General features: G+C 39.3%; 21 protein-coding genes and 1 pseudogene. 14 read left to right on the top strand and 8 right to left on the bottom strand.

Annotated elements, in window-relative coordinates:
- The first annotated feature begins 284 nt into the window (after positions 1-284).
- From rpoD to NE363_RS03830, 6 genes are all read left to right on the top strand, one after another.
- Positions 285-2,171, top strand: coding sequence for an RNA polymerase sigma factor RpoD (rpoD, locus tag NE363_RS03855; protein WP_004705884.1), 1,887 nt, complete (start codon positions 285-287; stop codon positions 2,169-2,171).
- Between the two features lie 97 nt (positions 2,172-2,268).
- Positions 2,269-2,556, top strand: coding sequence for a YbeD family protein (locus tag NE363_RS03850; RefSeq protein WP_002051390.1), 288 nt, complete (start codon positions 2,269-2,271; stop codon positions 2,554-2,556).
- 181 nt (positions 2,557-2,737) lie between these two features.
- Positions 2,738-3,391 (top strand): lipoyl(octanoyl) transferase LipB, encoded by a 654-nt coding sequence (gene lipB / locus NE363_RS03845; RefSeq protein ID WP_004705883.1) that lies wholly within the window; start codon positions 2,738-2,740, stop codon positions 3,389-3,391.
- An 80-nt stretch (positions 3,392-3,471) separates the two neighbouring features.
- Complete coding sequence (locus NE363_RS03840) at positions 3,472-4,005, top strand: hypothetical protein (protein ID WP_445535858.1); 534 nt, start codon at positions 3,472-3,474, stop codon at positions 4,003-4,005.
- A gap of 1 nt (position 4,006) precedes the next feature.
- Complete coding sequence (locus NE363_RS03835; protein WP_004705881.1) at positions 4,007-5,191, top strand: iron-containing alcohol dehydrogenase; 1,185 nt, start codon at positions 4,007-4,009, stop codon at positions 5,189-5,191.
- A gap of 264 nt (positions 5,192-5,455) precedes the next feature.
- Complete coding sequence (locus NE363_RS03830) at positions 5,456-6,841, top strand: APC family permease (protein WP_080961315.1); 1,386 nt, start codon at positions 5,456-5,458, stop codon at positions 6,839-6,841.
- Between the two features lie 37 nt (positions 6,842-6,878).
- On the opposite strand, the gene NE363_RS03825 is transcribed toward NE363_RS03830, so the two are convergent.
- The gene (locus NE363_RS03825; protein ID WP_002051305.1) at positions 6,879-7,439 is read right to left on the bottom strand and encodes a flavodoxin family protein; all 561 of its coding nucleotides are present in this window, start codon (positions 7,437-7,439) and stop codon (positions 6,879-6,881) included.
- A gap of 115 nt (positions 7,440-7,554) precedes the next feature.
- Here NE363_RS03825 and NE363_RS03820 point away from each other — a divergent pair, with 115 nt between their 5' ends.
- Positions 7,555-7,935, top strand: a complete 381-nt coding sequence (locus NE363_RS03820) for a winged helix-turn-helix transcriptional regulator (RefSeq protein ID WP_348888305.1) — start codon at positions 7,555-7,557, stop codon at positions 7,933-7,935.
- Between the two features lie 59 nt (positions 7,936-7,994).
- On the opposite strand, the gene NE363_RS03815 is transcribed toward NE363_RS03820, so the two are convergent.
- The 7 genes from NE363_RS03815 to rplU form a co-directional block, all read right to left on the bottom strand.
- A complete protein-coding gene (locus tag NE363_RS03815) occupies positions 7,995-8,468 on the bottom strand; it encodes a tRNA (cytidine(34)-2'-O)-methyltransferase (RefSeq protein WP_002051239.1) in 474 nt (157 codons plus the stop codon).
- A 74-nt stretch (positions 8,469-8,542) separates the two neighbouring features.
- Positions 8,543-9,916 carry a siroheme synthase CysG gene (cysG, locus tag NE363_RS03810; protein WP_445535857.1) on the bottom strand — a complete coding sequence of 458 codons (1,374 nt, stop codon included), beginning with the start codon at positions 9,914-9,916 and terminating at the stop codon, positions 8,543-8,545.
- Between the two features lie 67 nt (positions 9,917-9,983).
- On the bottom strand, positions 9,984-11,255 hold the full coding sequence (serS, locus tag NE363_RS03805) for a serine--tRNA ligase (RefSeq protein WP_174722535.1): 1,272 nt from the start codon (positions 11,253-11,255) through the stop codon (positions 9,984-9,986).
- A gap of 118 nt (positions 11,256-11,373) precedes the next feature.
- Positions 11,374-12,162 (bottom strand): RsiV family protein, encoded by a 789-nt coding sequence (locus tag NE363_RS03800; protein WP_191012082.1) that lies wholly within the window; start codon positions 12,160-12,162, stop codon positions 11,374-11,376.
- Between the two features lie 132 nt (positions 12,163-12,294).
- Positions 12,295-12,990, bottom strand: coding sequence for an outer membrane lipoprotein chaperone LolA (lolA, locus tag NE363_RS03795; RefSeq protein ID WP_039250044.1), 696 nt, complete (start codon positions 12,988-12,990; stop codon positions 12,295-12,297).
- 241 nt (positions 12,991-13,231) lie between these two features.
- Positions 13,232-13,489, bottom strand: a complete 258-nt coding sequence (gene rpmA / locus NE363_RS03790; protein WP_004705871.1) for a 50S ribosomal protein L27 — start codon at positions 13,487-13,489, stop codon at positions 13,232-13,234.
- Positions 13,490-13,507: 18 nt separating this feature from the next.
- Positions 13,508-13,819, bottom strand: a complete 312-nt coding sequence (gene rplU / locus NE363_RS03785; protein WP_004705870.1) for a 50S ribosomal protein L21 — start codon at positions 13,817-13,819, stop codon at positions 13,508-13,510.
- A gap of 96 nt (positions 13,820-13,915) precedes the next feature.
- On the opposite strand from rplU, the pseudogene NE363_RS03780 reads away from it, so the two are divergent.
- The 7 genes and pseudogenes from NE363_RS03780 (at position 13,916) to adeK (ending at position 24,042) form a co-directional block, all read left to right on the top strand.
- Positions 13,916-14,215: pseudogene (locus tag NE363_RS03780) on the top strand (hypothetical protein).
- Between the two features lie 46 nt (positions 14,216-14,261).
- A complete protein-coding gene (gene sdsA, locus NE363_RS03775; protein ID WP_445535856.1) occupies positions 14,262-15,239 on the top strand; it encodes an All-trans-nonaprenyl-diphosphate synthase in 978 nt (325 codons plus the stop codon).
- A gap of 14 nt (positions 15,240-15,253) precedes the next feature.
- On the top strand, positions 15,254-17,314 hold the full coding sequence (locus NE363_RS03770; RefSeq protein ID WP_039250042.1) for a site-specific recombinase: 2,061 nt from the start codon (positions 15,254-15,256) through the stop codon (positions 17,312-17,314).
- 183 nt (positions 17,315-17,497) lie between these two features.
- Entirely contained in the window at positions 17,498-18,124 is a 627-nt protein-coding gene (locus NE363_RS03765; RefSeq protein ID WP_004705866.1) for a phosphatase PAP2 family protein, read from the top strand.
- 24 nt (positions 18,125-18,148) lie between these two features.
- Positions 18,149-19,399: a multidrug efflux RND transporter periplasmic adaptor subunit AdeI gene (gene adeI / locus NE363_RS03760; protein ID WP_004705865.1), complete on the top strand. Its 1,251-nt coding sequence runs from the start codon at positions 18,149-18,151 to the stop codon at positions 19,397-19,399.
- Positions 19,400-19,411: 12 nt separating this feature from the next.
- Complete coding sequence (gene adeJ, locus NE363_RS03755; protein ID WP_445535855.1) at positions 19,412-22,588, top strand: multidrug efflux RND transporter permease subunit AdeJ; 3,177 nt, start codon at positions 19,412-19,414, stop codon at positions 22,586-22,588.
- Positions 22,588-24,042 (top strand): multidrug efflux RND transporter outer membrane channel subunit AdeK, encoded by a 1,455-nt coding sequence (adeK, locus tag NE363_RS03750; RefSeq protein ID WP_004705863.1) that lies wholly within the window; start codon positions 22,588-22,590, stop codon positions 24,040-24,042. The genes adeJ and adeK overlap by 1 nt, the downstream gene beginning before the upstream one ends.
- Positions 24,043-24,089: the final 47 nt, after the last annotated feature.

The following is a 24,089-nucleotide window of genomic DNA, read 5'->3' as shown; positions in this document are numbered from 1 at the left end:
TTTATTTATATTTTTTTCATTTAATTGCTCATTTGTACTGTTTTTCACCCAAAAAATTGTGTATTTATAAAACACCATAATCTTTCGATAAGCGAAGATTTATACAAATTTTTCTATGATTTAAACTTGAAAAAAATGATTTTAGCCCAATATTCAAAAAATAGTCGTGAATTCAAAGATATTTTTTATTTAACGGTCATCGATCAAAGCCAAAACATTTCAAGCAAATTGTGCTATCATGCACGGTTTTTCACTGCCACAGATTCAACAAAGAGTAAGCAAAGATGAGCGATATGCATTCCCCTACTTCTCAAGTAGCGGCTCTGATTAGCCGAGGCAAAGAACAAGGTTACTTAACTTACGCTGAGGTTAACGATCATCTGCCGGACTCGATTACTGAAAGCGAACAGATTGAAGACATTATTCAGATGCTTCAAGACGTTGGTATTCCTGTACACGAGCGTGCACCTGAATCTGACGATACTATGTTCGGTGAGTCAACTGACACAGCAGATGAAGTTGCTGAAGAAGAAGCTGCTGCCGTACTTGCATCGGTTGAAAATGAGCCTGGACGTACGACAGACCCTGTACGTATGTACATGCGTGAAATGGGTACAGTAGAACTATTAACCCGTGAAGGTGAAATCAGCATTGCCAAACGTATTGAAGAAGGGATTCGTGATGTCCTGAATTCAATTGCTTACTGGCCAAATGCGGTTGAAGTTGTATTAAAAGAATATAATGATTTTTTAACTGGCGAACGTCGTCTTGCAGATATTTTATCTGGTTACCTCGATCCTGAAACTGATGAAGATATTCCTGAAGTTTTGGAAGACGTTGAGGAACTTGAGGAAGAAGACGAATCATCTTCAAAATCAACAAAAGAAGTTAAGCTTGATGATGACGATGAGGAAGAAGAATCTGAAGGTGATGATGACTCTGAAGGTGATTCAGGTCCTGACCCAGAAGTTGCAAAAGTTCGTTTTACTGAATTAGAAGCAGCATGGACTCAAACAAAAGCTATTATTGAAAAACATGGCCGTAATAGCCGTGAAGCAAATGAAGCACTTGAGTCTTTGGCAACTGTATTCATGATGTTTAAATTTACTCCACGTTTATTTGATATCATTTCAGAAATGATTCGTGGAACTCACGAACAAATCCGTGCTAATGAACGTGAAATTATGCGTTATGCAGTACGTCGTGGTCGTATGGATCGTACTCAATTCCGTACATCCTTCCCAAAACAAGAATCTAATCCAGCTTGGTTAGATGAACAAATTGCTAAAGCTCCTGCTGAAATTAAGGCTCATTTAGAAAAAGTTCGTCCAGATGTTCTAGCATTCCAGCAAAAGATTGCAGATATTGAGAAAGAACTTAATTTAAGCGTTGCTGAAATTAAAGATATTTCTAAACGTATGGCGATTGGTGAAGCCAAAGCTCGTCGTGCTAAAAAAGAAATGGTAGAAGCTAACCTTCGTTTGGTAATTTCGATTGCGAAGAAATACACCAACCGTGGTTTACAGTTCCTTGACTTGATTCAAGAAGGGAACATTGGCTTGATGAAAGCTGTAGACAAATTTGAATACCGTCGCGGTTATAAATTCTCGACTTATGCAACTTGGTGGATTCGTCAGGCGATTACCCGTTCTATCGCAGACCAAGCACGTACAATTCGTATTCCTGTACATATGATTGAAACGATTAACAAGATTAACCGTGTTTCTCGTCAGTTATTGCAGGAAATGGGCCGTGAACCTACTCCAGAAGAGTTAGGTGAACGTTTGGAAATGGATGAAGTTAAAGTTCGTAAGGTTCTTAAAATTGCTAAAGAACCTATTTCAATGGAAACTCCAATTGGTGATGATGAAGATTCGCATCTTGGGGACTTTATTGAAGACCAGAACATCACTTCTCCAATTGATGCTGCGACTTCAGAAGGCTTAAAAGAAGCAACTCGTGAAGTTCTAGAAAACTTAACTGAACGTGAAGCTAAAGTATTGAAAATGCGTTTTGGTATCGATATGCCAACTGACCATACTTTAGAAGAAGTTGGTAAACAGTTTGATGTAACGCGTGAACGTATTCGTCAAATCGAGGCAAAAGCATTACGTAAATTACGTCACCCTTCTCGTTCTGAACACTTGCGTTCTTTCTTAGAGAATGACTAAGTTCTGAAATCTTGAAATTTCGGCACCAGTCCCCATTTAATAGAAAGAGCTACAAACGCCTGCGATGATGCAGGCGTTTCACATGATGAGGTTACTTATGTTAGACCGCACTCCATCTCGCGAACTCCGTGAAGACCTTTGGGTATTTCCAATGGACTATCCAATTAAACTGATTGGCGATGCGGGTGAAGAATTACGTATAGCTGTAGTTGATATTCTAGTGAAACATTTTCCTGACTTTGACCAATCAACGTTAAAAGTACAAGAATCTCGTACAGGCAAATACCATTCATTAACCGCACAATTACGTTTTGATGAATTGGAACAAGTTCATGCTTTGTATGCAGACTTGGCTGCTTGCCCGCAGATCAGAACTGCACTTTAATTTTAATATGCCATGACAAATTTCGTGTCATGGCATTTTTATTTCTATCAAGCTTATTATAAATAATTACAAATATTTAGAATCGTTTAAGCAAAATACTTTAAACTCATCAAGAGCATATTTTCATAACCTAAAAGTGAAGTTGCTCTTCTGTTAAGTACATCGCACAGGAAAATGTTTAATGAGCCTTGATAAACCCACTTTGATTATTCGTCAGTGGAACGATTTACAAGATTATCAAAGCAAATTCGAATTGATGAAAAACCTGACCAATCAACGTGATGAAAATACACCCGACGAGCTGTGGTTACTCCAGCATCACGAAGTACTAACTCAAGGTCAGGCAGGAAAACCTGAGCATATTCTAATTCCATCTAACATTCCTGTGGTTCAAACTGACCGTGGTGGGCAAGTGACATGGCATGGACCTGGTCAACTCGTTGCTTACTTCATGTTTGATCTTAATCGTCTGAAGTGGAATGTGCGTACATTAGTCAGTTTTGCCGAACAATTTATGATAGATGTTTTAAAGAAATATAATATTGAAGCATATGCAAAACCTGATGCTCCAGGCGTATATGTAAATGATAGAAAAATTGGTTCCTTAGGTTTCAAAATTCGTCGTGGACGCAGTTATCATGGTTTAGCCCTAAATTTAGACTGCGCATTAACTGGTTTTCAAACCATTAACCCATGCGGTTATGCAGGTTTAGAAATGGTTCGCATACAAGATTTGGTGACTCCATATCCATCATTTGAACAACTTTGTCAGGACTTTATTGAGTATATTAAGACATCTGGTCACTTTAATGACCCTGAAGTCAAAATTGAATAAATGATTTTGAGATGGAATAAAAATATATTAGAGTAATTACTCTAAATTTGCTTTTGCATAATTTTAAGAAGGGATAGCAAGTGATTTCGACAAAAGCTGTAAAGCCCACTCTGCAACTTGCCTACGTTAAGCTCATGATGGACGTTGTTGGTCGAGGCTTAGTCATGGCAAGTCAGGTTGATAGTGAAATACAAGAGGAAGTGTCTAAGTTTCCTGTTCACTTTGTACTTTCAATGAATGTTTTCCCAAATGGACCAGCATTTTTTGCAAGAGTGACAGAAAATAAACAATTAGAACTGCTGAAAAGAGCGGAAAAAAAGCCTGATTTAACCATTACGTTTAAGCATGTAACTCATGCTTTTTTGGTGTTCTCTTTTCAGGAAAGTACCGCTCAAGCATTTGCAAATGACCGCATGATTGCTGATGGCGATGTATCCGCAGCAATTCGTTTAGTGCGCTGCCTAAATAAAATGGAATCTCTCATTTTACCGAAATTGGTAGCGTCATTTGCAGTTAAACAATATCCAACCGAACTCACCCTAAAAGAAAAATTCAACGAAGCTGCAAATATTTACTTAAAAGTAGCTAAGTCTTACTTCAAGCGGAGCGCATAACATGGCTAAACCATATTACGAATTCTTCTGTCCTGTAAAAGTCATTGCCGGTAATGCTGCTTTAGAACATATTCCGTTTGAACTTGCAACTTTAGGTGCAAAGCGTCCACTTATCATTACAGATAAAGGGGTCCGTGCAAATGGCTTACTCAACCCTATTGAAGCTGCATTTAGCACGACTGATGCTGTGATTGGTCATGTTTTTGATGATGTTCCACCAGACTCAAGTCTTGAAGTAGTTCGTCTTGCTGCTGAAGCTTATCGCACAAATAAATGTGATGCGATTATTGCTGTTGGTGGTGGCTCTGTTATTGACACCTCTAAAGCAACCAATATTTTAGTCTCAGAAGGTGGAAATGACCTTCTTCAATATTCTGGCGCTCACAACCTACCAAAACCGTTAAAGCCATTTTTTGTGATTCCGACCACTTCAGGTACTGGTTCAGAAGTGACTATGGTTGCGGTGGTTTCAGATACACAAAAGAATGTTAAATTAGCCTTTGCTTCATACTATTTAATGCCACATGCTGCAATCTTAGATCCACGCATGACATTAACATTGCCACCTCACTTGACAGCAATGACTGGTATGGATGCATTAACACACTGTGTGGAAGCTTATACCTGTATGGCAGCTAATCCACTCAGCGATGCTTATGCAAGTGCAGGTATTAAAAAGATTAGTGAAAATTTATTTAACGTTTTAGAAAATCCAAATGACTCACAAGGTCGTTTAGAGCTTGCACAAGCTTCCACAATGGCAGGTATCGCATTTTCTAATTCGATGGTAGGTCTTGTACACTCTTTAGGACATGCATTAGGTGCGGTCGCTCACCTGCCCCACGGTTTATGTATGAACCTATTCTTACCTTATGTGCTTGAATACAACAAACAAGTAAATGGTCAAAAAATTGGTGAGTTACTATTACCTTTAGCTGGTGCAGATATTTATGCCCAAACTCCAGCAACCCAACGTGCAGATAGAGCAATTACGACTATTTTAGCAATGCGTGATCGCTTGTTTAGCCTAACCAAGTTACCACGTACCTTGCGCGAAACTGGTAAGGTTACTGAAGCTCAGCTTGATGAAGTTGCTGAAAAAGCACTAAATGATGGCTCTATTATTTATAATCCTAAGGAAGCAAGCTTAAAAGACATACGCGAGATCTTACAAAAAGCTTGGTAACTTAAGTTTTAGATATTTAAACTAAAACTTAAAGGTCTGATTTTTATGATAAATCAGACCTTTTTTATATCTATGAATTTTTATTCATCATTTTCTTTGGAAATATGGCAAAAAATTTGCTAAAAATTCCACGAAAGTACTGACAATTTGCATCAATTTAGGATAGATTGGCGCACTTTATCTTTTATGTAGGGGGGATCGTTCGTCTCAAACGATCCTTAACACCAAGCTGATCCTTGATCAACGATTATGAGGATAACGCCGTTGACAAACTTATCTGGGACTAAACCAACAGCTAAGCTCCAAAAGAATCTTGTGCTATGGCACATCATTATTATTGGTTTAGCTTATATTCAACCATTAACTTTATTTGATACTTTTGGTTTAGTATCAGAACGAAGTGGTGGTCATGTACCTACTTCTTATATTTTTGCGTTAGTTGCAATTTTATTGACGTCGATCAGTTATGGACACATGATCAAACGCTATCCTTCTTCAGGATCGGCATATACCTACGCCCAAAAGTCAATTCATCCTAATGTTGGTTTTATGGTGGGTTGGTCATCTTGGCTAGACTATTTACTTTCACCACTCGTCAATATCATTTTGGCCGATATTTATTTAAGAGCATTGTTTCCAGAAGTAAATAATTGGTTATGGGTAATTGGCCTAACTGCATTAATGACTGTTATTAACTTATTCGGCGCACGTTTCGTTGCTCGTTTTAACAGTACAATTGTAGTTATTCAACTTGGTGTTATCTTTTACTTTGTTTATCAAGTGTATACCTTGCTTACCCAAGGTGTATATGCCGATGGTACGCTAAATCCGGATAAAGCTGAATTATGGTCACTCACTCCTTTTTGGAATGATATGACTTCTATTAGTGCTTTGATTGGTGGTGCAACGGTACTTTGTTTCTCTTTTACAGGTTTTGATGCTTTATCTTCACTTGCCGAAGAAACAAAAGATGCTGAAAGAACACTTCCAAAAGCGATTTTTTCAACAGCATTGCTTGCTGGTGTCATTTTCATCATAAGTACTTACTTTATCCAGTTGTATTTCCCAAGCAACCCAACGACTTACTTTAAACCGTTAGATGAATCACAACCTGTGATGGTTGCAGCAATTGGTAGCATTGCCTTTAAAACATTAGTTTTATACTTTGCTGTGGTTGCAGTAATGGCATCGGGTATTTCAGCACATGCTGGCGTATCTCGCTTAATGTATGTTATGGGACGTGATGGCGTTATCAATAAAAAGTTGTTTGGTCATATCAGCCCAAGACTACATACCCCAACTTACAACATTCTTATTGTTGGTGTAGTTGCGTTGTCTGCTGGCTTTTTAGACCTTGAACATATTGTTAACTTAATTAGTTTCGGGGCCTTAACTGCTTTTAGTTTTGTGAACTTCTCTGTAATTTCGCGCTATGCGCTTAGAGATGGCAAAAACAAATCTATTAAAGATATTATTAACTACATTATTGTACCGACGCTTGGCTTTGCCAGTGTGTTCCTAATGTGGTTGGAAATTGACAAGCTTGCTTTACAAATTGGCTTAGCTTGGGCTGTGGTTGGTGTAGGTTATCTTGCTTACAAGACCAAAGGCTTTAAATACAATGCTCCTCAACACAACGAGCATGAATAATAAAAAAGGCGCTTAAAGCGCCTTTTTTATGGACTTATTATCCAAATATTTTATTTACAATACCCTGTACACGTTTTGCATAAAGTTTTGCTGTTTCTAAGTCCCCTGTTGGAATCTCATCTACGCTTGCATCAGATGGCGACTGAACAAGTAGACCTACTGAGCCACCCAAGTTATTTACATCTTCACGTTTTGCGTTTTTGGTGTTTGCTGGTAATAGACCTAAGCTCACCCAAATACCACCATGTTGTGATGCTAAAGTTTGTAATTGAATAAGCGTAACTTGCTTATCACCATTTAGACTTGCACTGTTGGTAAAGCCTGCAAATACTTTATCTTCCCAACCACGTGTAAACCAAACTTTTGAAGTTGCATCAGCAAATTTTTTAAACTGCCATGGTGCCGTACCCATATAAGTCGGAGCACCAAAAACAATACCTTTTGCATTGTTTAATGTTTCCCAATCTTGCTCAGTAATATTACCTTCCTGATCAATCTGGATAAGTTGAGCATTAATTTCATTAGCAAAAGTTTCAGCAACTACTTTCGTGTGGCCATAACCAGAGAAATATACAACCGCAATATTAGAATTAGACATGGGAGAAACCTGTGTTTTATTAAATTCCATTTTATGATATATTTTAGAAACTAGGTGTCAATTAGTTACCACTTGGTAACTAGTATATTTTTTTAGAAATAAGTAGGTAAATGGTATGAATGAATGTCTAAAATACAATATTTTTCAACAACATTGCCCTGCTCGTTTATTTTTTGAAAAAATTGCAGATAAGTGGGTTTTACTCATCTTAAATATTCTTGAGGAAGAAACGCAGCACTTCAATTTACTCAAAAAGAATATTCAGGGTATTTCACCTAAAGTCTTGTCACAAAAGTTAAAAATGCTAGAAAGAGATGGCTTTATCGAACGTAAAATTCAAGACACCTCACCTATCCGTGTTGATTACTCACTTACTGCTTTAGGGCAAAATGTAGCTTCAATGGCATTCCAATTAAAGGAATGGGCTGAAACAAACATTGAGCAAGTTTTAGCAGCACAAATCATCTATGATGAAAAAGTACTAGAACAAGCTTAAATTAAAATTAGATCAAAAAAATAAGGCCACTTAGGGCCTTATTTTTTGTATTTAGGAAACTAACCTAAATTTTTAAAACCTTGCTGACGCCATGCTTCGTAAACAATTACAGCCGTTGCGTTAGATAAATTCAAACTTCTAGAGTTTTCAGCCATAGGCAAGCGAATCCACTGCTCTTGAGGGAACATCAAACGAACATGCTCAGGCAAGCCGCGTGTTTCTGGCCCCATCAGTAAAGCCACAGGTCGATTCAAATCAACTGTATGCGGAGTTGCAGAACCCTTTGTCGTTAGAGGAAAGACATGCTCAACACCTTTTGACTTTAAGTCTGCGAGGCATGCTTCAATATTGTCCCAAATCTGCATTCTTGCCCATTCATGATAATCAAGCCCTGCACGTTTAAGCTTTTTATCATCAAGCTCAAAACCTAAAGGCTTAACCAAATGCAATTGAGCCCCTGTATTCGCACATAGACGAATAATATTCCCCGTGTTCGCAGGAATCTCAGGCTCGTATAGAACAACATGAATCACTTAATTACTCACTTAAATTACTTGTTGGTTAGCTCAGGCAATCATTAAATCTATCGAAGATAATGATTAACCCACTAGTTCCACTGTAACTGTTCACGCAGACGTACGACTTCACCAATAATCGTGAGAGTCGGCGCATGAATTTGATGTTCTGTCACTTTAGATGCGATATCAGCAAGTGACCCCACCACAACCTTTTGTTCAGGGGTTGTACCCTTTGAAATTAATGCAACTGGCATATCTGGACGCTGTCCGTGAGCGATTAATTGCTCACAAATACGTTCCAAGCCTACTAAGCCCATATAGAGAACTAAAGTCTGGTTCTCATATACCAGCTCATTCCAAGGAAGCTCAGGAGAACCTTCTTTTAAATGGCCAGTTAGAAAACGTACACTCTGAGCATAATCACGATGAGTGAGTGGAATACCCGCATAAGCTGAACAGCCTGACGCTGCCGTAATACCCGGAACCACTTGAAATGGTACACCAGCTTGGAATAATTCTTGGATCTCTTCACCACCACGCCCAAAAATAAACGGATCACCACCTTTTAAACGACAAACGCGCTTTCCTTGTTGAGCATATTCAACGAGTAAAGCATTGATACCATCTTGGGGAACCGAATGATTTGAGCGCGCTTTACCGACATATATTTTTGTCGCGTCTCGACGGCATAACTCTAAAATGGGTTGAGATACTAAACGATCATAAATGACCACATCAGCTTGCTGCATTAAACGTAAAGCTTTTAAGGTAAGCAGTTCTGGATCACCAGGACCTGCACCTACCAAATAAACTTCACCTTTAGGTGCTTTCCACGCCTGCAATGCTTGTTCAAGCATGCTATCTGCAACATCTAAATTATCGTTAAAAACCTGCTCTTTTAAGGGACTTGCATATAAGTTTTCCCAAAAAATACGGCGCTCATCGGGATTAGAAATTTTTTCTTTAACCTGATTTCGCCATTTTCCTGAAAACTCAGCTAACTTCCCCATTCCATGCGGAATGGATGTCTCTAACTGTGTGCGGATTTGACGAGATAAAACAGGAGATGTCCCATTTGAAGCAACCGAAATCACTAAAGGTGAACGGTCAATAATCGCAGGAACCATAAAACGACAATGTGGAATATCGTCAACACTGTTTACGAGTAAATTACGTACTTCACATTGCTCGAAGACTGTTTTATTGACTTGCGGATCATTGGTCGCGGCAATGACGAGTCGATATGGTGTACTTAAAAACTTCTCAGAGAAAACGTCAACAAAATGCTGACCATTTGTTGTTGCCACTAATTGCAGAAGCTGTTCTTCAATTTCAGGAGCAACAATATCAATTATTGCCCCCGCCTTAGCTAATAAAGTTGCCTTGCGTAAAGCAATATGCCCTCCGCCCACAATCAGACAACGTTGCTGCTGCAACTTCAAAGAGATTGGAAAAATATCCACCTTAAACCTCTACATCAATCATCTGATTATGTTTAAGCAAAAAACGTGCACAATTTAGATGCAAAGCTTAGTCAATAAAGGTTAAACCACCCATATATGGGCGTAATACTTCTGGAATCTCAATTGAGCCGTCTTCACGTTGGTAATTTTCCATTACCGCAAGCAAAGTACGTCCTACTGCAAGACCTGAGCCATTTAACGTATGCACTAATTCAGTCTTCTTCTGATCCATACGGAAACGCGCTTTCATACGACGTGCTTGGAAATCACCCATATTAGAGCAGCTTGAAATCTCACGATATGTATTTTGGCTTGGAACCCATACTTCTAAATCGTAAGTTTTCATCGCACCAAAGCCCATATCACCACCACAGAGCAAAATTTTGCGGTATGGCAAACCAAGTGCCTGCAAAATGCCCTCAGCATGTGCAGTGAGTTCTTCAAGTGCCTGCATAGATGTTTCAGGTTTAACAATTTGCACCATTTCAACTTTATCAAATTGGTGCTGACGGATTAAGCCACGTGTATCACGTCCATAAGAACCAGCTTCACTACGGAAACATGGTGTATGCGCTGCATATTTTAATGGTAAACGGTCTGCATCAATGATTTCGTCACGAACAAAGTTTGTGACAGGAACTTCAGCTGTAGGAATAAGGTAGTATTCTTTTTCGCCTTGAAGTTTAAATAAATCTTCTTCAAATTTTGGTAATTGTCCTGTCCCACGAAGTGAGTCAGCATTAACCAAATAAGGTACGTAAGCTTCAGTATAGCCATTCTTTAAAGTATGGGTATCAAGCATGAACTGAGTTAAAGCACGCTGTAGACGCGCTAAAGGCCCCTTCAACACGCTGAAACGTGAACCGGTAAGTTTGGTCGCAGTTTCAAACTCTAGGCCGCCCATCCATTCGCCTAAATCAGTATGATCTTTGATTTCAAAATCGAACTGACGAGGTGTACCCCATTTTGAGATTTCAACGTTATCACTTTCATCTTTACCAACTGGAACAGACTCATCTGGTAAGTTAGGAATGCTTAGTGCTTTTTGTTCAATCTCGTTTTGTAGTTCTGATAAAGCAACTTCAGCAGCTTTAATCTCATCACCAATGGCCTGCATACGTGCCATGATTTCAGAAGCATCGCCACCGGATTTTTTAATCTGACCCACTTGTTTAGCACCGGCATTTCGCTCTGCCTGTAACTTTTCAGTTTTTGATTGCAAGTCTTTACGGCGAGTTTCTAAAGATGCCCATTCTTGGACATCTAGCTGAACACCACGTTTTGCCAAAGCTGCATTAACGACTTCAATATTATTTCTGAGTAACTTAGGGTCGATCATAATTAATCATAATATGGGTAAAAAACTGGCTATAGTGTAAGCCCTTAGCACTAAAAAATATAGTGATCATCTTCATATCGAATAGCTTTCACACAATTCTAAGAAGAGACCACATATTTTACATGTTGTAGTTTGGCACACTTGGTAAATACTCAGGTTTAATGAACTTAGCTGCCTCAAAATACGGCAGTGTTAATTCAGTCATACCCTCTGCATAAGAAGCCAATTCATAAACTGGATAAACAAAAACAATCCCATTGGCACCATAGTAGTAATTATCACTTAACTGCAGTTTTTCACGGGTAATATTGTGGTCTTGAAGCCAGTTGGTATTCGCATCAAAAAGTGCATCAACAAGTTGTTTTTCTACATCTGGCTTAATAAGCTCAGCAACAGTAATGTGCTTTTTATTTAATAAATCGAAATTTACAAATTCTTGATGTGACATGCCATGTGCTGCACCTGCAGAGTATGAGTATGTCTGTAAGGCAAAGGTTGCAAGATTATAATTTTGTCCTAAATAACGAACATAAATTGCACTTTGACTTGAACGAGACTCTCCCTCTGGTACTTCAACAGGTTTATCAGCCAAGTTTGCAAAAGCATTCGGGTCTGCTTTTTTTATACGGTTCGTAAAATAATCATTAATCCATTTTTCATTCGTTTGTACTGTCTGAAAGTCATATTCAGTACAACCATCTTCAAGACAAACTTTAGACTTTGGTAATTTTACTGGAATTACTTTTGCCTGAATAACAGGAACTTCAACTTGTTTTTCCTCTTTTACGGAAGCACTAGATGCAGGTTGCTCATCTTTAGCTGCAGATTTTGGCTGACAACCACTTACTGCCACCATGGCAGCTACCATAGGAAGAATGAAAATAATTTTCTTATCGTAAAGTCGCATGTTAATCCCCGTATATTCTCTTTTATCACTATACAAAGCGTAAGAATAAGACGGGGTTAAAAAATGTATCTAGGGTTGATATATAAAAAGAAAGCCACCTGAAATGGTGGCTTTCTTAAAGAGTCAGAATAATTATTGGTCAATAATATCGGTGCCTTTAGGAGGCGTAAAATTAAAAGTAGAAGCTGGAATTGAAGCATTCACTTTCACATTATTAAATTTCACGTAAGTGGTTTGACCTAAAGAATCTTGTAGCACCATTAACGTAGGTGCTTTGTTTGCACCAAAACTAATCGTTAAACTTTGAAAAGCGCCATCTTCTTTTTTAGGAAATAAAGTGAAGTATAACTTAGACTTATCTGGCTGAGTCACTCGATAAGACTTCATGATTTGATTGGTATTACCTGAGAGTAATAAAGCTGGTGTATCGGCTACTTGTGAATCTAAGCTTTGACGTACGGCTTGTTGTAAATCAGGATCATAAATCCAGACTGTTTTACCACTAGTTACAATAGTCTGTTTAGACGGGCTCACAGTTTCCCAATAAAATTTCCCTGGACGTTCAACCTTCATAGACCCCTTAAACGTCTGGTTCATATGCTGAGCACCTAAACCCTTTTTCTGTACCACAGTTTTTGTATTAGATTTCGTTGTTTGCTCAAAATCGGCAGTTAAACGTTGTAATCCTGACAACTGATTTACCAAGTTCCCAATTGCCTGTTGCTCCGGTGCTGCTACTGGTGCAGCGAACGCTGTAGTACTCATTACAGGAGCAAGCACTGACGCGCTGAGTGTAATAGCACACATGGTTTTACGAAGCATATTCATGTCATCACCTTTTTAGTTGCTGTAAGATAACCTATTGAGCTTTGATTAGAACAAGCAGAATAAGCTCTTCATTTCATGACCCATATTAACCGACAAACTCAATGCTAATCATTGAGAAAATAAGATATTTTGTTATGTTATTCATATTGTTTGTAGAATTTCATTCATCATGATGAAGATAAAATTAATGAAGTTCCATAAAAAAAGCCCACAAAATGTGGGCTTTTTTTAAAGCTAAAACTTAAACAGCTTCAACTTTTACGTAGCGACGGCCAAATTGACCTTTCACTTCGAATTTTACTACGCCGTCAGCAGTAGCAAATAAAGTATGGTCACGGCCCATACCAACATTTGCACCAGCGTGGAATTCAGTACCACGTTGACGAACGATGATGTTACCAGCAGTTACAGTTTGACCACCGTAAACTTTAACACCTAACATTTTTGGGTTTGAATCACGACCGTTCTTCGTCGATCCACCGGCTTTTTTAGTTGCCATGTCTCTTACTCCTCGTGATTAGCCTGAAATACCAGTAATTTTCAACTCAGTGAACCATTGACGGTGACCTTGTTGCTTACGGTAGTGTTTACGACGACGCATTTTGATAATGCGGATTTTGTCGTGACGACCATGACCAATCACTTCTGCAGTTACTTTAGCGCCAGCTACAACTGGAGCACCGATTTGAATGCTGTCACCATTTACAACCATTAATACATCATCAAATGTAATAGTTGCGCCAGACTCAGCTTTCAATAATTCAACTTTAAGGGTTTCACCCTCAACTACACGGTGCTGTTTACCACCGCTTTGGATTACTGCGTACATAATGTACTCCAATCAGCCCGTGTCGTCGTGTCGATAAAGGGATATATCGATCTTAAAACGAACGCCACTGGGGTTATACAAGGCGACAGATTTTAAGTGAAATTTGATCAAACGACAAGTGCTTTATCTTTATCTATACAACTAGAAGGAGTTATTCTTACACAATAAAAACAGCTTCGATTCGAATTTGGTACTTTTCATTGATTCTGAATAGAATTTAAAATAAAGTTCCAATCACAACTTGCAACAAGAACAAGCTGTATTCATGTTGACGTTATTAAAATTTATTGTTTTGTCGGAAACACATCGTTTTGCCGAAATAAAGAACAAAGAACTCTTCATGAATATACAATGATGAATATCAATTGCTTGTTTCCCTGTTTAATGCACTTTTAATTGATACACTAACGCCAATTATTACCTATACGGGGTTTTTCTTCATATGGTCATCGATTTTAAGCAAGACATTCTCGCTCCTGTTGCTACAGACTTTGCTGCGATGGATCACTTGATTAATGAAGGAATTAGCTCAAAAGTCGGCTTGGTCATGTCGGTAAGTAAACATGTTGTTGAAGCTGGTGGCAAACGTATGCGCCCAATCATGTGTTTACTTGCAGCACGTGCTTGTGGTTTAGAGAACATGGCAAATGCACAGCGTCTGGCAGCCATTATTGAAATGCTCCATACAGCAACTTTAGTGCATGATGATGTGGTCGATGAATCGGGGCTTCGACGTGGTCGTCCTACTGCGAATGCAACTTGGAACAACCAAACTGCCGTGTTAGTGGGTGATTTCCTTATTGCTCGCGCTTTTGACCTATTGGTCGACTTAAACAACATGACCTTATTAAAAGACTTCTCAACAGGTACATGTGAAATTGCAGAAGGTGAAGTACTACAGCTTCAATCTCAGCATCAACCAGATACAACCGAAGAAACATATTTAAAAATTATTCACGGTAAAACTTCTCGCTTATTTGAACTTGCAACTGAAGGTGCTGCTATTTTGGCGGGCCAAGAAGCCTATCGTGAACCTTTAAGATTATTTGCAGGTCATTTTGGAAATGCCTTCCAAATTATTGACGATATTTTAGACTACACGTCGGATGCTGAAACATTAGGTAAAAATATTGGTGATGATTTGATGGAAGGTAAACCGACTTTACCGTTAATTTCAGCATTAGCACATTCAACTGGTGAAGAACACGCCATTATTCGTCGTAGTATTGCGACTGGTGGGGTTGACCAATTATCAAAAGTCATTGAAATTGTACAAAAGTCTGGTGCTTTAAATTATTGCCAGCGTCGTGCCCAAGAAGAAACAGAAGCAGCACTGCAAACCTTATCCATCTTACCTGATACACCTTATCGTCAGGCATTGATGAATTTAACTCGGCTTGCATTACATCGAATACAGTAGATACTATTTTGCCTATGCATATAAATTTTTCAGATCATTTTTTAAAAATCCAGAAACAGCTTGAAAATCCTCAAGCTGTTATTGATGAAAATATACTTATTGATTTAGTCAATGCTTTACGGCCATCCGATCCTCACGATACGGAGGAAATACAACAAAAAATACAAGCATTTATTGACAGTCTTTTACTTACCCCTACCGCTTCAGCTCTCTTACAATCCTTTTTATTACGTTTAATTAATCAATATAAGCAAGTGAGCTTATATGCAGATAGCGGGATTCTGTCTTTAGATGGTTTCTGGAATCAGCTTGGGCAAAGACTCGGTGGCCATTTCCTGCCACTTATTGAAGATTCAAGTCAACTCAAAATTTTGATTGGGAAAATTTTCTATTTAGAAAGTGATTCAATCTGGTTGAATCATATTGATGATAAAAATTGGGCAACGTTATTCGGACTTATTGGACAAAGTAATAGTAACGTCGATGAAAAACACGCTATTCAACGAGAGATGATTAAGGCTATTACCGTCTTGTCTTATCGGATTAGCGGTATTGGTCTTTATCCCGAGTTTATTAATGCTCAACCAGAACTAACTGAATACGAATCACCTTTTTTGGTACAAAACCGCGAAATCATTGAGTTTATCGAAAAATATAAAAAACAAGATATTTCTCAACATGACACTGTCGTAACAGTACCTCCAGATGCTTCTCAAGCCTTTGTAATGTTAGAACAATGTCGAGATGTTGTTTTAAAAATACGTCGGGCCACCAAAAGAATCGGTGTTAGTTTAAGTTTGACTTATTTATTGTCTTTGCTTGAGCAGTGTTTAGACCGAATTGAATTATTACTTTATCTAGTTGTAGACGACAGTGAAGGACGCTACGTTTCTTTAGGAAACCTAATTTCGGACTTAACTAAAGCCCATTATAGTGAAAAAAGTGTTCGCTCTTTATTAAGCACCACCAGTGAACTCATCGCATTTCAGGTTACAGAAAATGCGAGCCGTACCGGTGAACATTATGTAAGTACAGACACTAAAGGCTTTTGGGGAATGTACAAAGCTGCTGCTGGTGCAGGTGTCATTATTGCCTGCATGGCAACATTAAAGATTCTTGCTGCACGAATGACAATGGCACCGCTCATGCAAGCCTTTACGTTCAGTATGAACTATTCACTTGGCTTTATTCTGATTCACGTACTGCACTTTACAGTTGCAACAAAACAGCCAGCAATGACCGCTGCTGCACTCGCTGCAACTGTACAGCAGCGTAAAGGCTCTAAAACTGCACAAATTGCAGAATTAGCAGCACTTATTATCAATATTATTCGAACTCAGTTTATTGCTATTTTGGGTAACATCTCAATTGCGATTCCTACTGCCGCGCTCATTACTTTTGCTTGGCAGTTTTACCTAGATGAGCCTTTATTAACCCATACCAAAGCAACCTATTTATTACATAGCTTAAATCCTTTTACGTCGTTAGCAGTTCCACATGCAGCAATTGCAGGTGTGTGTTTGTTCTTGTCGGGTCTGATTGCAGGCTATTTCGATAATATGGCTGTTTATAGAAAAGTTGGACCACGTTTAAAAGCTCATCGCCGACTACGCAGTTTATTTGGACAAGAACGTCTTAATCGTTTTGCTGAATATATTGAACGTAACTTAGGTGCACTTGCGGGTAACTTTCTATTTGGTGTCATGCTAGGAAGTATGGGAACCATAGGTTTCATCCTTGGTCTACCTCTTGATATTCGACATATTGCCTTTGCTTCAGCGAACTTCATACAAGGTTTAATGACCATTAATGGTAGCCCTGATATTGGTTTGATTATAGTTTCGTTTTTAGGTGTGCTCTGTATCGGCCTCACCAACTTATTCGTAAGTTTCACCTTAACGATTATTGTAGCCCTACGCGCACGCCGAGTTCGCTTTGAACAATGGAAACCTTTAGCCAAACTGGTCATGACCCATTTTCTTACACGTCCAAGCGATTTCTTTTGGCCACCAAAACAACCACTAGAACTCGAAGAAAATACACAAGCTAGTAGCGGAAAAAAAGCAGAACACTGAGTTTTGCTTTGTACATAAAATGTGAATTTCGTCAATTTTGTTGTGATTGTTTTTCCAAATGTTAAAAAAATTTCAAAATGAATTTACGATGATCTATCAGGCTTGAAAAAAAGTGTACTGGCAAGTACACTTTCAACGGCATTCAATAGTGAAAAAACTATATGAATGAGCAAAGGTGTGTTTATGCCCTATCTATTGCTTTGTATTGGTTGTGTTTTTTTAGGATTAGGTGTTCTTGGTCTTTTTGTACCAAGTCTTCAATCTTTGGACTTGCTCACCGTTCAAACATTGAGTCATCATCGTTTAGATTATCTTAATAGTATAACTACCTTTCTTGCACGCGTAGGCGGCATGCCTTTTGTATGTTTTTTATCCTTTCTAGTATGTGTATATTTAGCATGGTATAAAAAATTTATTACTGTTATTTTCATTAGCTTGGGAGTTATCGGCAGTATCACCATTGGTTGGCTGCTCAAATGGTGTGTTAACCGGCCTAGACCTCCTGCGGCATATCATATTGTTGAAAGTTACGGTGCATCGTTCCCAAGTGCACACAGTGTTTATGCATCAACACTGGCTTGTCTGGCAATGATTATGTTATGCCATAAGCACAACACTAACTCTCCTTATATTGTTTTGATCTCCTGTCTTTGGTTTGTGTGTATGGGGCTTTCAAGAATATATGCAGGAGTTCATTTCCCAACAGATGTACTCGCTGGTTGGGGCATTGGTTTTATTTGGATTGCACTGCTTTGGCTCTGGTTATTACAAACACAAAGTAGGTTAAGTAGAAAACAAATATATTTTTAGATTTTATCTAAACGAGGTGGAACAATGATGTCGGCTAAGCTTTGGGCACCAGCCCTTACTGCTTGCGCATTAGCAACAAGTATCGCACTTGTTGGTTGTAGCAAAGGCTCCGATGAGAAACAGCAAGCTGCTGCTGCTCAGAAAATGCCGCCTGCAGAAGTAGGTGTTATTGTTGCTCAACCACAAAGTGTTGAACAAAGCGTTGAGCTTTCAGGCCGTACTTCAGCATATCAAATTTCTGAAGTTCGCCCTCAAACAAGTGGCGTGATTTTAAAACGTTTATTTGCTGAAGGAAGCTACGTTCGTGAAGGTCAGGCACTTTATGAGCTTGACTCTAGAACGAACCGCGCAACGTTAGAAAATGCAAAAGCATCTCTCCTACAACAACAGGCAAATCTAGCTTCACTACGTACCAAGTTAAATCGTTACAAACAACTTGTTTCTAGTAATGCTGTGTCTAAACAGGAATACGATGATTTACTTGGTCAAGTTAATGTTGCAGAAGCACAAGTTGCTGCAGCTAAGGCTCAAGTAACAAATGCAAATGTAGATCTTGGTTATTCTACAATTCGCTCTCCTATTTCTGGGCAATCTGGACGTTCGACAGTAACAGCTGGTGCTTTGGTTACTGCAAATCAGACTGATCCGTTAGTGACAATTCAACAGTTAGATCCAATCTATGTTGATATTAATCAGTCTAGTGCTGAATTATTGCGTTTACGTCAACAATTGAGTAAAGGCAGTCTGAATAATAGTAACAACACGAAAGTAAAATTAAAGCTTGAAGATGGTTCTACCTACCCAATCGAAGGCCAGCTTGCTTTCTCTGATGCTTCTGTAAACCAAGATACAGGAACAATTACATTACGTGCCGTATTCTCTAACCCGAATCATTTATTGCTTCCGGGTATGTATACCACTGCACAAATTGTTCAGGGTGTTGTTCCAAATGCTTATCTGATCCCACAAGCAGCCATTACACGTCTACCTACAGGTCAAGCTGTAGCAATGCTTGTTAATGCTAAAGGGGCTGTTGAGAGTCGTCCTGTTGAAACCTCAGGTGTTCAAGGACAAAACTGGATTGTGACAAACGGCTTAAAAGCCGGTGATAAAGTCATTGTTGATGGTGTTGCCAAAGTTAAAGAAGGGCAAGAAGTATCGGCAAAACCTTATCAAGCTCAACCAGCAAATCCTCAAGGTGCAGCACCAAATGCTGCTAAACCGGCTCAATCAGGTAAACCTCAAGCAGAACAGAAAGCAGCTTCAAATGCATAAGGGGTAGATTGAATGGCACAATTTTTTATTCATCGCCCCATCTTTGCGTGGGTGATTGCATTAGTCATTATGTTGGCGGGTATTCTCACGCTAACAAAAATGCCTATTGCACAGTATCCAACGATTGCACCACCGACAGTCACGATTGCTGCGACTTACCCTGGTGCATCGGCTGAAACCGTTGAAAATACCGTAACCCAGATCATTGAACAACAAATGAATGGTCTTGATGGCTTACGCTATATTTCATCTAACAGTGCTGGTAATGGTCAGGCATCTATTCAGTTAAACTTTGAGCAAGGGGTTGACCCTGATATTGCACAAGTTCAGGTTCAAAACAAATTGCAATCTGCAACTGCTCTTCTACCTGAAGATGTACAACGTCAAGGTGTAACTGTTACTAAATCTGGTGCAAGCTTCTTGCAAGTTATTGCATTTTACTCACCAGATAACAGCCTTTCAGACTCAGACATTAAAGACTATGTAAACTCGACAATTAAAGAACCGCTTAGCCGTGTTGCTGGTGTTGGTGAGGTACAAGTATTTGGTGGTTCATACGCAATGCGTATTTGGCTTGATCCGGCCAAACTAACAAGTTATCAACTCACTCCAAGTGATATTGCGACTGCGCTACAAGCACAAAACTCGCAAGTTGCTGTAGGTCAGTTAGGTGGCGCACCTGCCGTACAAGGTCAAGTACTTAACGCAACAGTAAACGCACAAAGCTTGTTACAGACTCCTGAGCAGTTTAAAAATATCTTCTTAAAGAACACAGCATCTGGTGCTGAAGTTCGTTTAAAAGATGTTGCTCGCGTAGAGTTAGGTTCTGATAACTACCAGTTCGACTCAAAATTTAATGGTAAACCAGCAGGCGGTCTTGCAATTAAAATTGCAACAGGTGCGAACGCACTTGATACTGCTGCTGCAGTTGAACAACGTTTATCTGAATTACGTAAGAACTATCCAGCAGGTCTTGCTGATAAATTGGCTTATGACACGACTCCATTCATCCGTCTTTCAATTGAAAGTGTAGTACACACATTAATTGAAGCTGTGATTTTGGTATTCATCGTCATGTTCCTATTTTTACAAAACTGGCGCGCAACGATTATTCCAACGCTTGCAGTTCCAGTAGTTGTATTAGGTACATTTGCTGTTATTAATATCTTCGGTTTCTCGATTAACACTTTAACCATGTTCGCTATGGTATTAGCAATCGGTCTTCTGGTCGATGACGCAATTGTTGTAGTCGAAAACGTTGAACGTGTAATGAGCGAAGACCATACCGATCCGGTTACGGCAACTTCTCGTTCAATGCAGCAGATTTCTGGTGCGTTAGTGGGTATTACCAGTGTATTGACAGCGGTATTCGTACCAATGGCCTTCTTTGGTGGTACAACGGGTGTAATTTACCGTCAATTCTCGATTACCCTTGTAACAGCAATGGTTCTATCGCTAATTGTAGCATTAACATTCACCCCTGCTCTTTGTGCAACTATTTTAAAACAGCATGATCCGAACAAAGAACCAAGCAATAATATCTTTGCCCGTTTCTTTAGAAGCTTTAACAATGGTTTTGACCGCATGTCGCATAGCTACCAAAATGGTGTTAGTCGCATGCTTAAAGGCAAAATCTTCTCTGGCGTTCTTTATGCTGTTGTAGTTGCCCTTTTAGTATTCTTGTTCCAAAAACTCCCATCTTCATTCTTACCAGAAGAAGATCAGGGCGTTGTAATGACACTTGTTCAACTACCTCCAAATGCAACGCTTGACCGCACAGGTAAAGTGATTGATACCATGACAAACTTCTTTATGAATGAAAAAGACACTGTTGAGTCTGTCTTTGCCGTTTCTGGTTTCTCATTCACAGGTGTGGGTCAAAATGCTGGTATTGGATTTATTAAGTTAAAAGACTGGAGCAAGCGTACATCACCAGAAACTCAAATCGGTGCATTAATTAAACGTGGTATGGCATTAAATATGATCGTTAAAGACGCATCTTATATCATGCCATTACAACTACCAGCGATGCCTGAATTGGGTGTAACTGCCGGATTTAACTTACAGCTTAAAGATTCAAGTGGTCAAGGCCATGAGAAACTGATTGCCGCTCGTAACACGATTTTAGGTCTTGCATCACAAGATAAACGCCTGATGGGTGTGCGTCCAAATGGTCAGGAAGATACACCTCAGTATCAAATTAATGTAGATCAGGCTCAAGCTGGCGCAATGGGTGTCAGCATTGCTGACATCAACAATACAATGCGTATTGCATGGGGTGGTTCATACATTAACGACTTCGTTGACCGTGGTCGTGTGAAAAAAGTTTATGTTCAAGGTGATGCGGGTAGCCGTATGATGCCTGAAGACTTAAACAAGTGGTATGTACGTAATAACAAAGGTGAAATGGTTCCATTCTCTGCATTTGCTACAGGCAAATGGACTTATGGTTCTCCTCGTCTTGAACGTTATAACGGCGTATCATCGGTTAACATTCAAGGTACTCCTGCAACTGGCGTGAGCTCTGGTGATGCCATGAAAGCAATGGAAGAAATTATTGGTAAGTTACCATCTATGGGCTTACAAGGTTTCGACTATGAATGGACAGGTTTATCACTTGAAGAACGTGAGTCAGGTGCTCAAGCTCCATTCTTATATGCGCTTTCATTGTTAATCGTATTCCTTTGCTTAGCAGCATTGTATGAAAGCTGGTCAATTCCATTCTCAGTTTTACTGGTGGTACCACTTGGTGTCATTGGTGCAATCGTATTGACTTACTTGGGTATGATTATTAAAGGAGATCCAAATCTCTCAAATAACATTTACTTCCAAGTAGCAATTATTGCGGTGATCGGCCTTTCTGCAAAAAATGCGATCTTGATTGTCGAGTTCGCAAAAGAGCTACAAGAGAAAGGTGAAGACTTGCTTGATGCAACTTTACATGCTGCAAAAATGCGTTTACGCCCAATTATCATGACGACCCTTGCCTTCGGTTTCGGTGTACTTCCACTTGCTCTTTCAACAGGTGCTGGTGCAGGAAGTCAACACTCGGTAGGCTTTGGTGTACTTGGTGGCGTACTCAGTGCAACGTTCTTAGGTATCTTCTTTATCCCTGTATTCTATGTGTGGATTCGTAGTATCTTTAAGTACAAACCAAAAACCATAAACACTCAGGAGCATAAATCGTGATGCAAAAAGTATGGTCTATTTCAGGTCGTAGCATTGCGGTATCTGCACTTGCGCTTGCTTTGGCAGCTTGTCAAAGCATGCGCGGCCCAGAACCAGTCGTGAAAACCGATATACCACAAAGCTATGCATATAACAGCGCTTCTGGTACGTCTATTGCTGAACAAGGTTATAAGCAGTTCTTTGCTGATCCTCGTTTGCTCGAAGTGATTGACTTGGCTCTTGCCAACAACCGTGACTTGCGTACAGCAACGCTCAATATTGAACGTGCTCAAGAGCAATATCAGATTACAAAGAACAATCAGCTTCCAACTATTGGTGCAAGCGCTAGTGCGATTCGTCAAGTTACTCCAAGCAGTAATCCAAATAACCCCTACTCTACTTATCAAGTAGGTCTGGGTGTAACTGCTTACGAGCTTGATTTTTGGGGTCGTGTTCGTAGTCTAAAAGATGCTGCTTTAGATAGTTATCTTTCAACTCAAAGTGCTCGCGATTCGACTCAAATCAGTCTTATCAGCGAAGTTGCTCAAGCATGGTTAAATTATTCGTTTGCAACAGCAAACTTACGACTTGCAGAGCAAACACTTAAAGCACAGCAAGACTCTTACAATCTCAACAAAAAACGTTTTGATGTAGGTATCGACAGTGAAGTTCCATTACGTCAGGCACAGATTTCTGTAGAAACTGCACGTAATGACGTAGCGAACTACAAAACACAGATTGCCCAAGCACAAAACTTGTTGAACTTACTTGTGGGTCAACCAGTTGCACAAAACTTGTTGCCTACGCAACCAGTAAAACGTGTTGCTCAGCAAAATGTATTCACTGCTGGTTTACCAAGTGACTTGTTAAACAACCGTCCAGATGTAAAAGCGGCTGAATATAACTTAAGCGCTGCGGGTGCGAATATTGGTGCTGCAAAAGCACGTTTATTCCCAACCATTAGCTTAACGGGTTCAGCTGGTTATGCATCAACTGACTTAAGTGATCTATTTAAGTCTGGTGGTTTTGCATGGTCAATTGGCCCAAGTTTAGATTTACCAATCTTTGACTGGGGCACTCGTCGTGCCAATGTAAAAATTTCTGAAACTGATCAGAAAATTGCATTGTCTAATTATGAAAAATCAGTTCAATCTGCGTTCCGTGAAGTGAATGATGCACTTGCTACACGTGCCAACATTGGTGACCGTTTAACAGCACAACAACGTTTGGTAGAAGCAACTAACCGCAACTACACACTTTCAAATGCTCGCTTCCGTGCTGGTATTGATAGTTATCTGACTGTTCTTGATGCACAGCGTTCATCTTATTCAGCAGAACAAGGTTTGTTATTGCTTCAACAAGCAAACTTAAACAACCAAATCGAGTTATATAAAACTCTAGGTGGTGGTTTAAAATCAAACTCTTCAGATACAGTGGTACATCAACCATCAAGTGCTGAACTGAAAAAGCAATAAGCTTTAAATCTGATTTTCATAAAAGCTCACTTCGGTGGGCTTTTTTA

The sequence above is a fragment of the Acinetobacter sp. G18 genome, from assembly GCF_052660225.1.
This window is presented reverse-complemented; position numbering and strand designations above follow the sequence as displayed.

What these genes read in the sequence shown, in the direction of transcription:
- rpmA (WP_004705871.1), bottom strand. Translation starts at nt 13,489, where the DNA reads ATGGCAACTAAAAAAGCCGGTGGATCGACGAAGAACGGTCGTGATTCA.
- lipB (WP_004705883.1), top strand. Translation starts at nt 2,738, where the DNA reads ATGAGCCTTGATAAACCCACTTTGATTATTCGTCAGTGGAACGATTTA.
- NE363_RS03820 (WP_348888305.1), top strand. Translation starts at nt 7,555, where the DNA reads ATGAATGAATGTCTAAAATACAATATTTTTCAACAACATTGCCCTGCT.
- NE363_RS03800 (WP_191012082.1), bottom strand. Translation starts at nt 12,162, where the DNA reads ATGCGACTTTACGATAAGAAAATTATTTTCATTCTTCCTATGGTAGCT.
- NE363_RS03835 (WP_004705881.1), top strand. Translation starts at nt 4,007, where the DNA reads ATGGCTAAACCATATTACGAATTCTTCTGTCCTGTAAAAGTCATTGCC.
- rplU (WP_004705870.1), bottom strand. Translation starts at nt 13,819, where the DNA reads ATGTACGCAGTAATCCAAAGCGGTGGTAAACAGCACCGTGTAGTTGAG.
- lolA (WP_039250044.1), bottom strand. Translation starts at nt 12,990, where the DNA reads ATGAATATGCTTCGTAAAACCATGTGTGCTATTACACTCAGCGCGTCA.
- NE363_RS03765 (WP_004705866.1), top strand. Translation starts at nt 17,498, where the DNA reads ATGCCCTATCTATTGCTTTGTATTGGTTGTGTTTTTTTAGGATTAGGT.
- NE363_RS03825 (WP_002051305.1), bottom strand. Translation starts at nt 7,439, where the DNA reads ATGTCTAATTCTAATATTGCGGTTGTATATTTCTCTGGTTATGGCCAC.
- adeI (WP_004705865.1), top strand. Translation starts at nt 18,149, where the DNA reads ATGATGTCGGCTAAGCTTTGGGCACCAGCCCTTACTGCTTGCGCATTA.
- NE363_RS03770 (WP_039250042.1), top strand. Translation starts at nt 15,254, where the DNA reads ATGCATATAAATTTTTCAGATCATTTTTTAAAAATCCAGAAACAGCTT.
- rpoD (WP_004705884.1), top strand. Translation starts at nt 285, where the DNA reads ATGAGCGATATGCATTCCCCTACTTCTCAAGTAGCGGCTCTGATTAGC.
- adeK (WP_004705863.1), top strand. Translation starts at nt 22,588, where the DNA reads ATGCAAAAAGTATGGTCTATTTCAGGTCGTAGCATTGCGGTATCTGCA.
- NE363_RS03850 (WP_002051390.1), top strand. Translation starts at nt 2,269, where the DNA reads ATGTTAGACCGCACTCCATCTCGCGAACTCCGTGAAGACCTTTGGGTA.
- serS (WP_174722535.1), bottom strand. Translation starts at nt 11,255, where the DNA reads ATGATCGACCCTAAGTTACTCAGAAATAATATTGAAGTCGTTAATGCA.
- sdsA (WP_445535856.1), top strand. Translation starts at nt 14,262, where the DNA reads ATGGTCATCGATTTTAAGCAAGACATTCTCGCTCCTGTTGCTACAGAC.
- adeJ (WP_445535855.1), top strand. Translation starts at nt 19,412, where the DNA reads ATGGCACAATTTTTTATTCATCGCCCCATCTTTGCGTGGGTGATTGCA.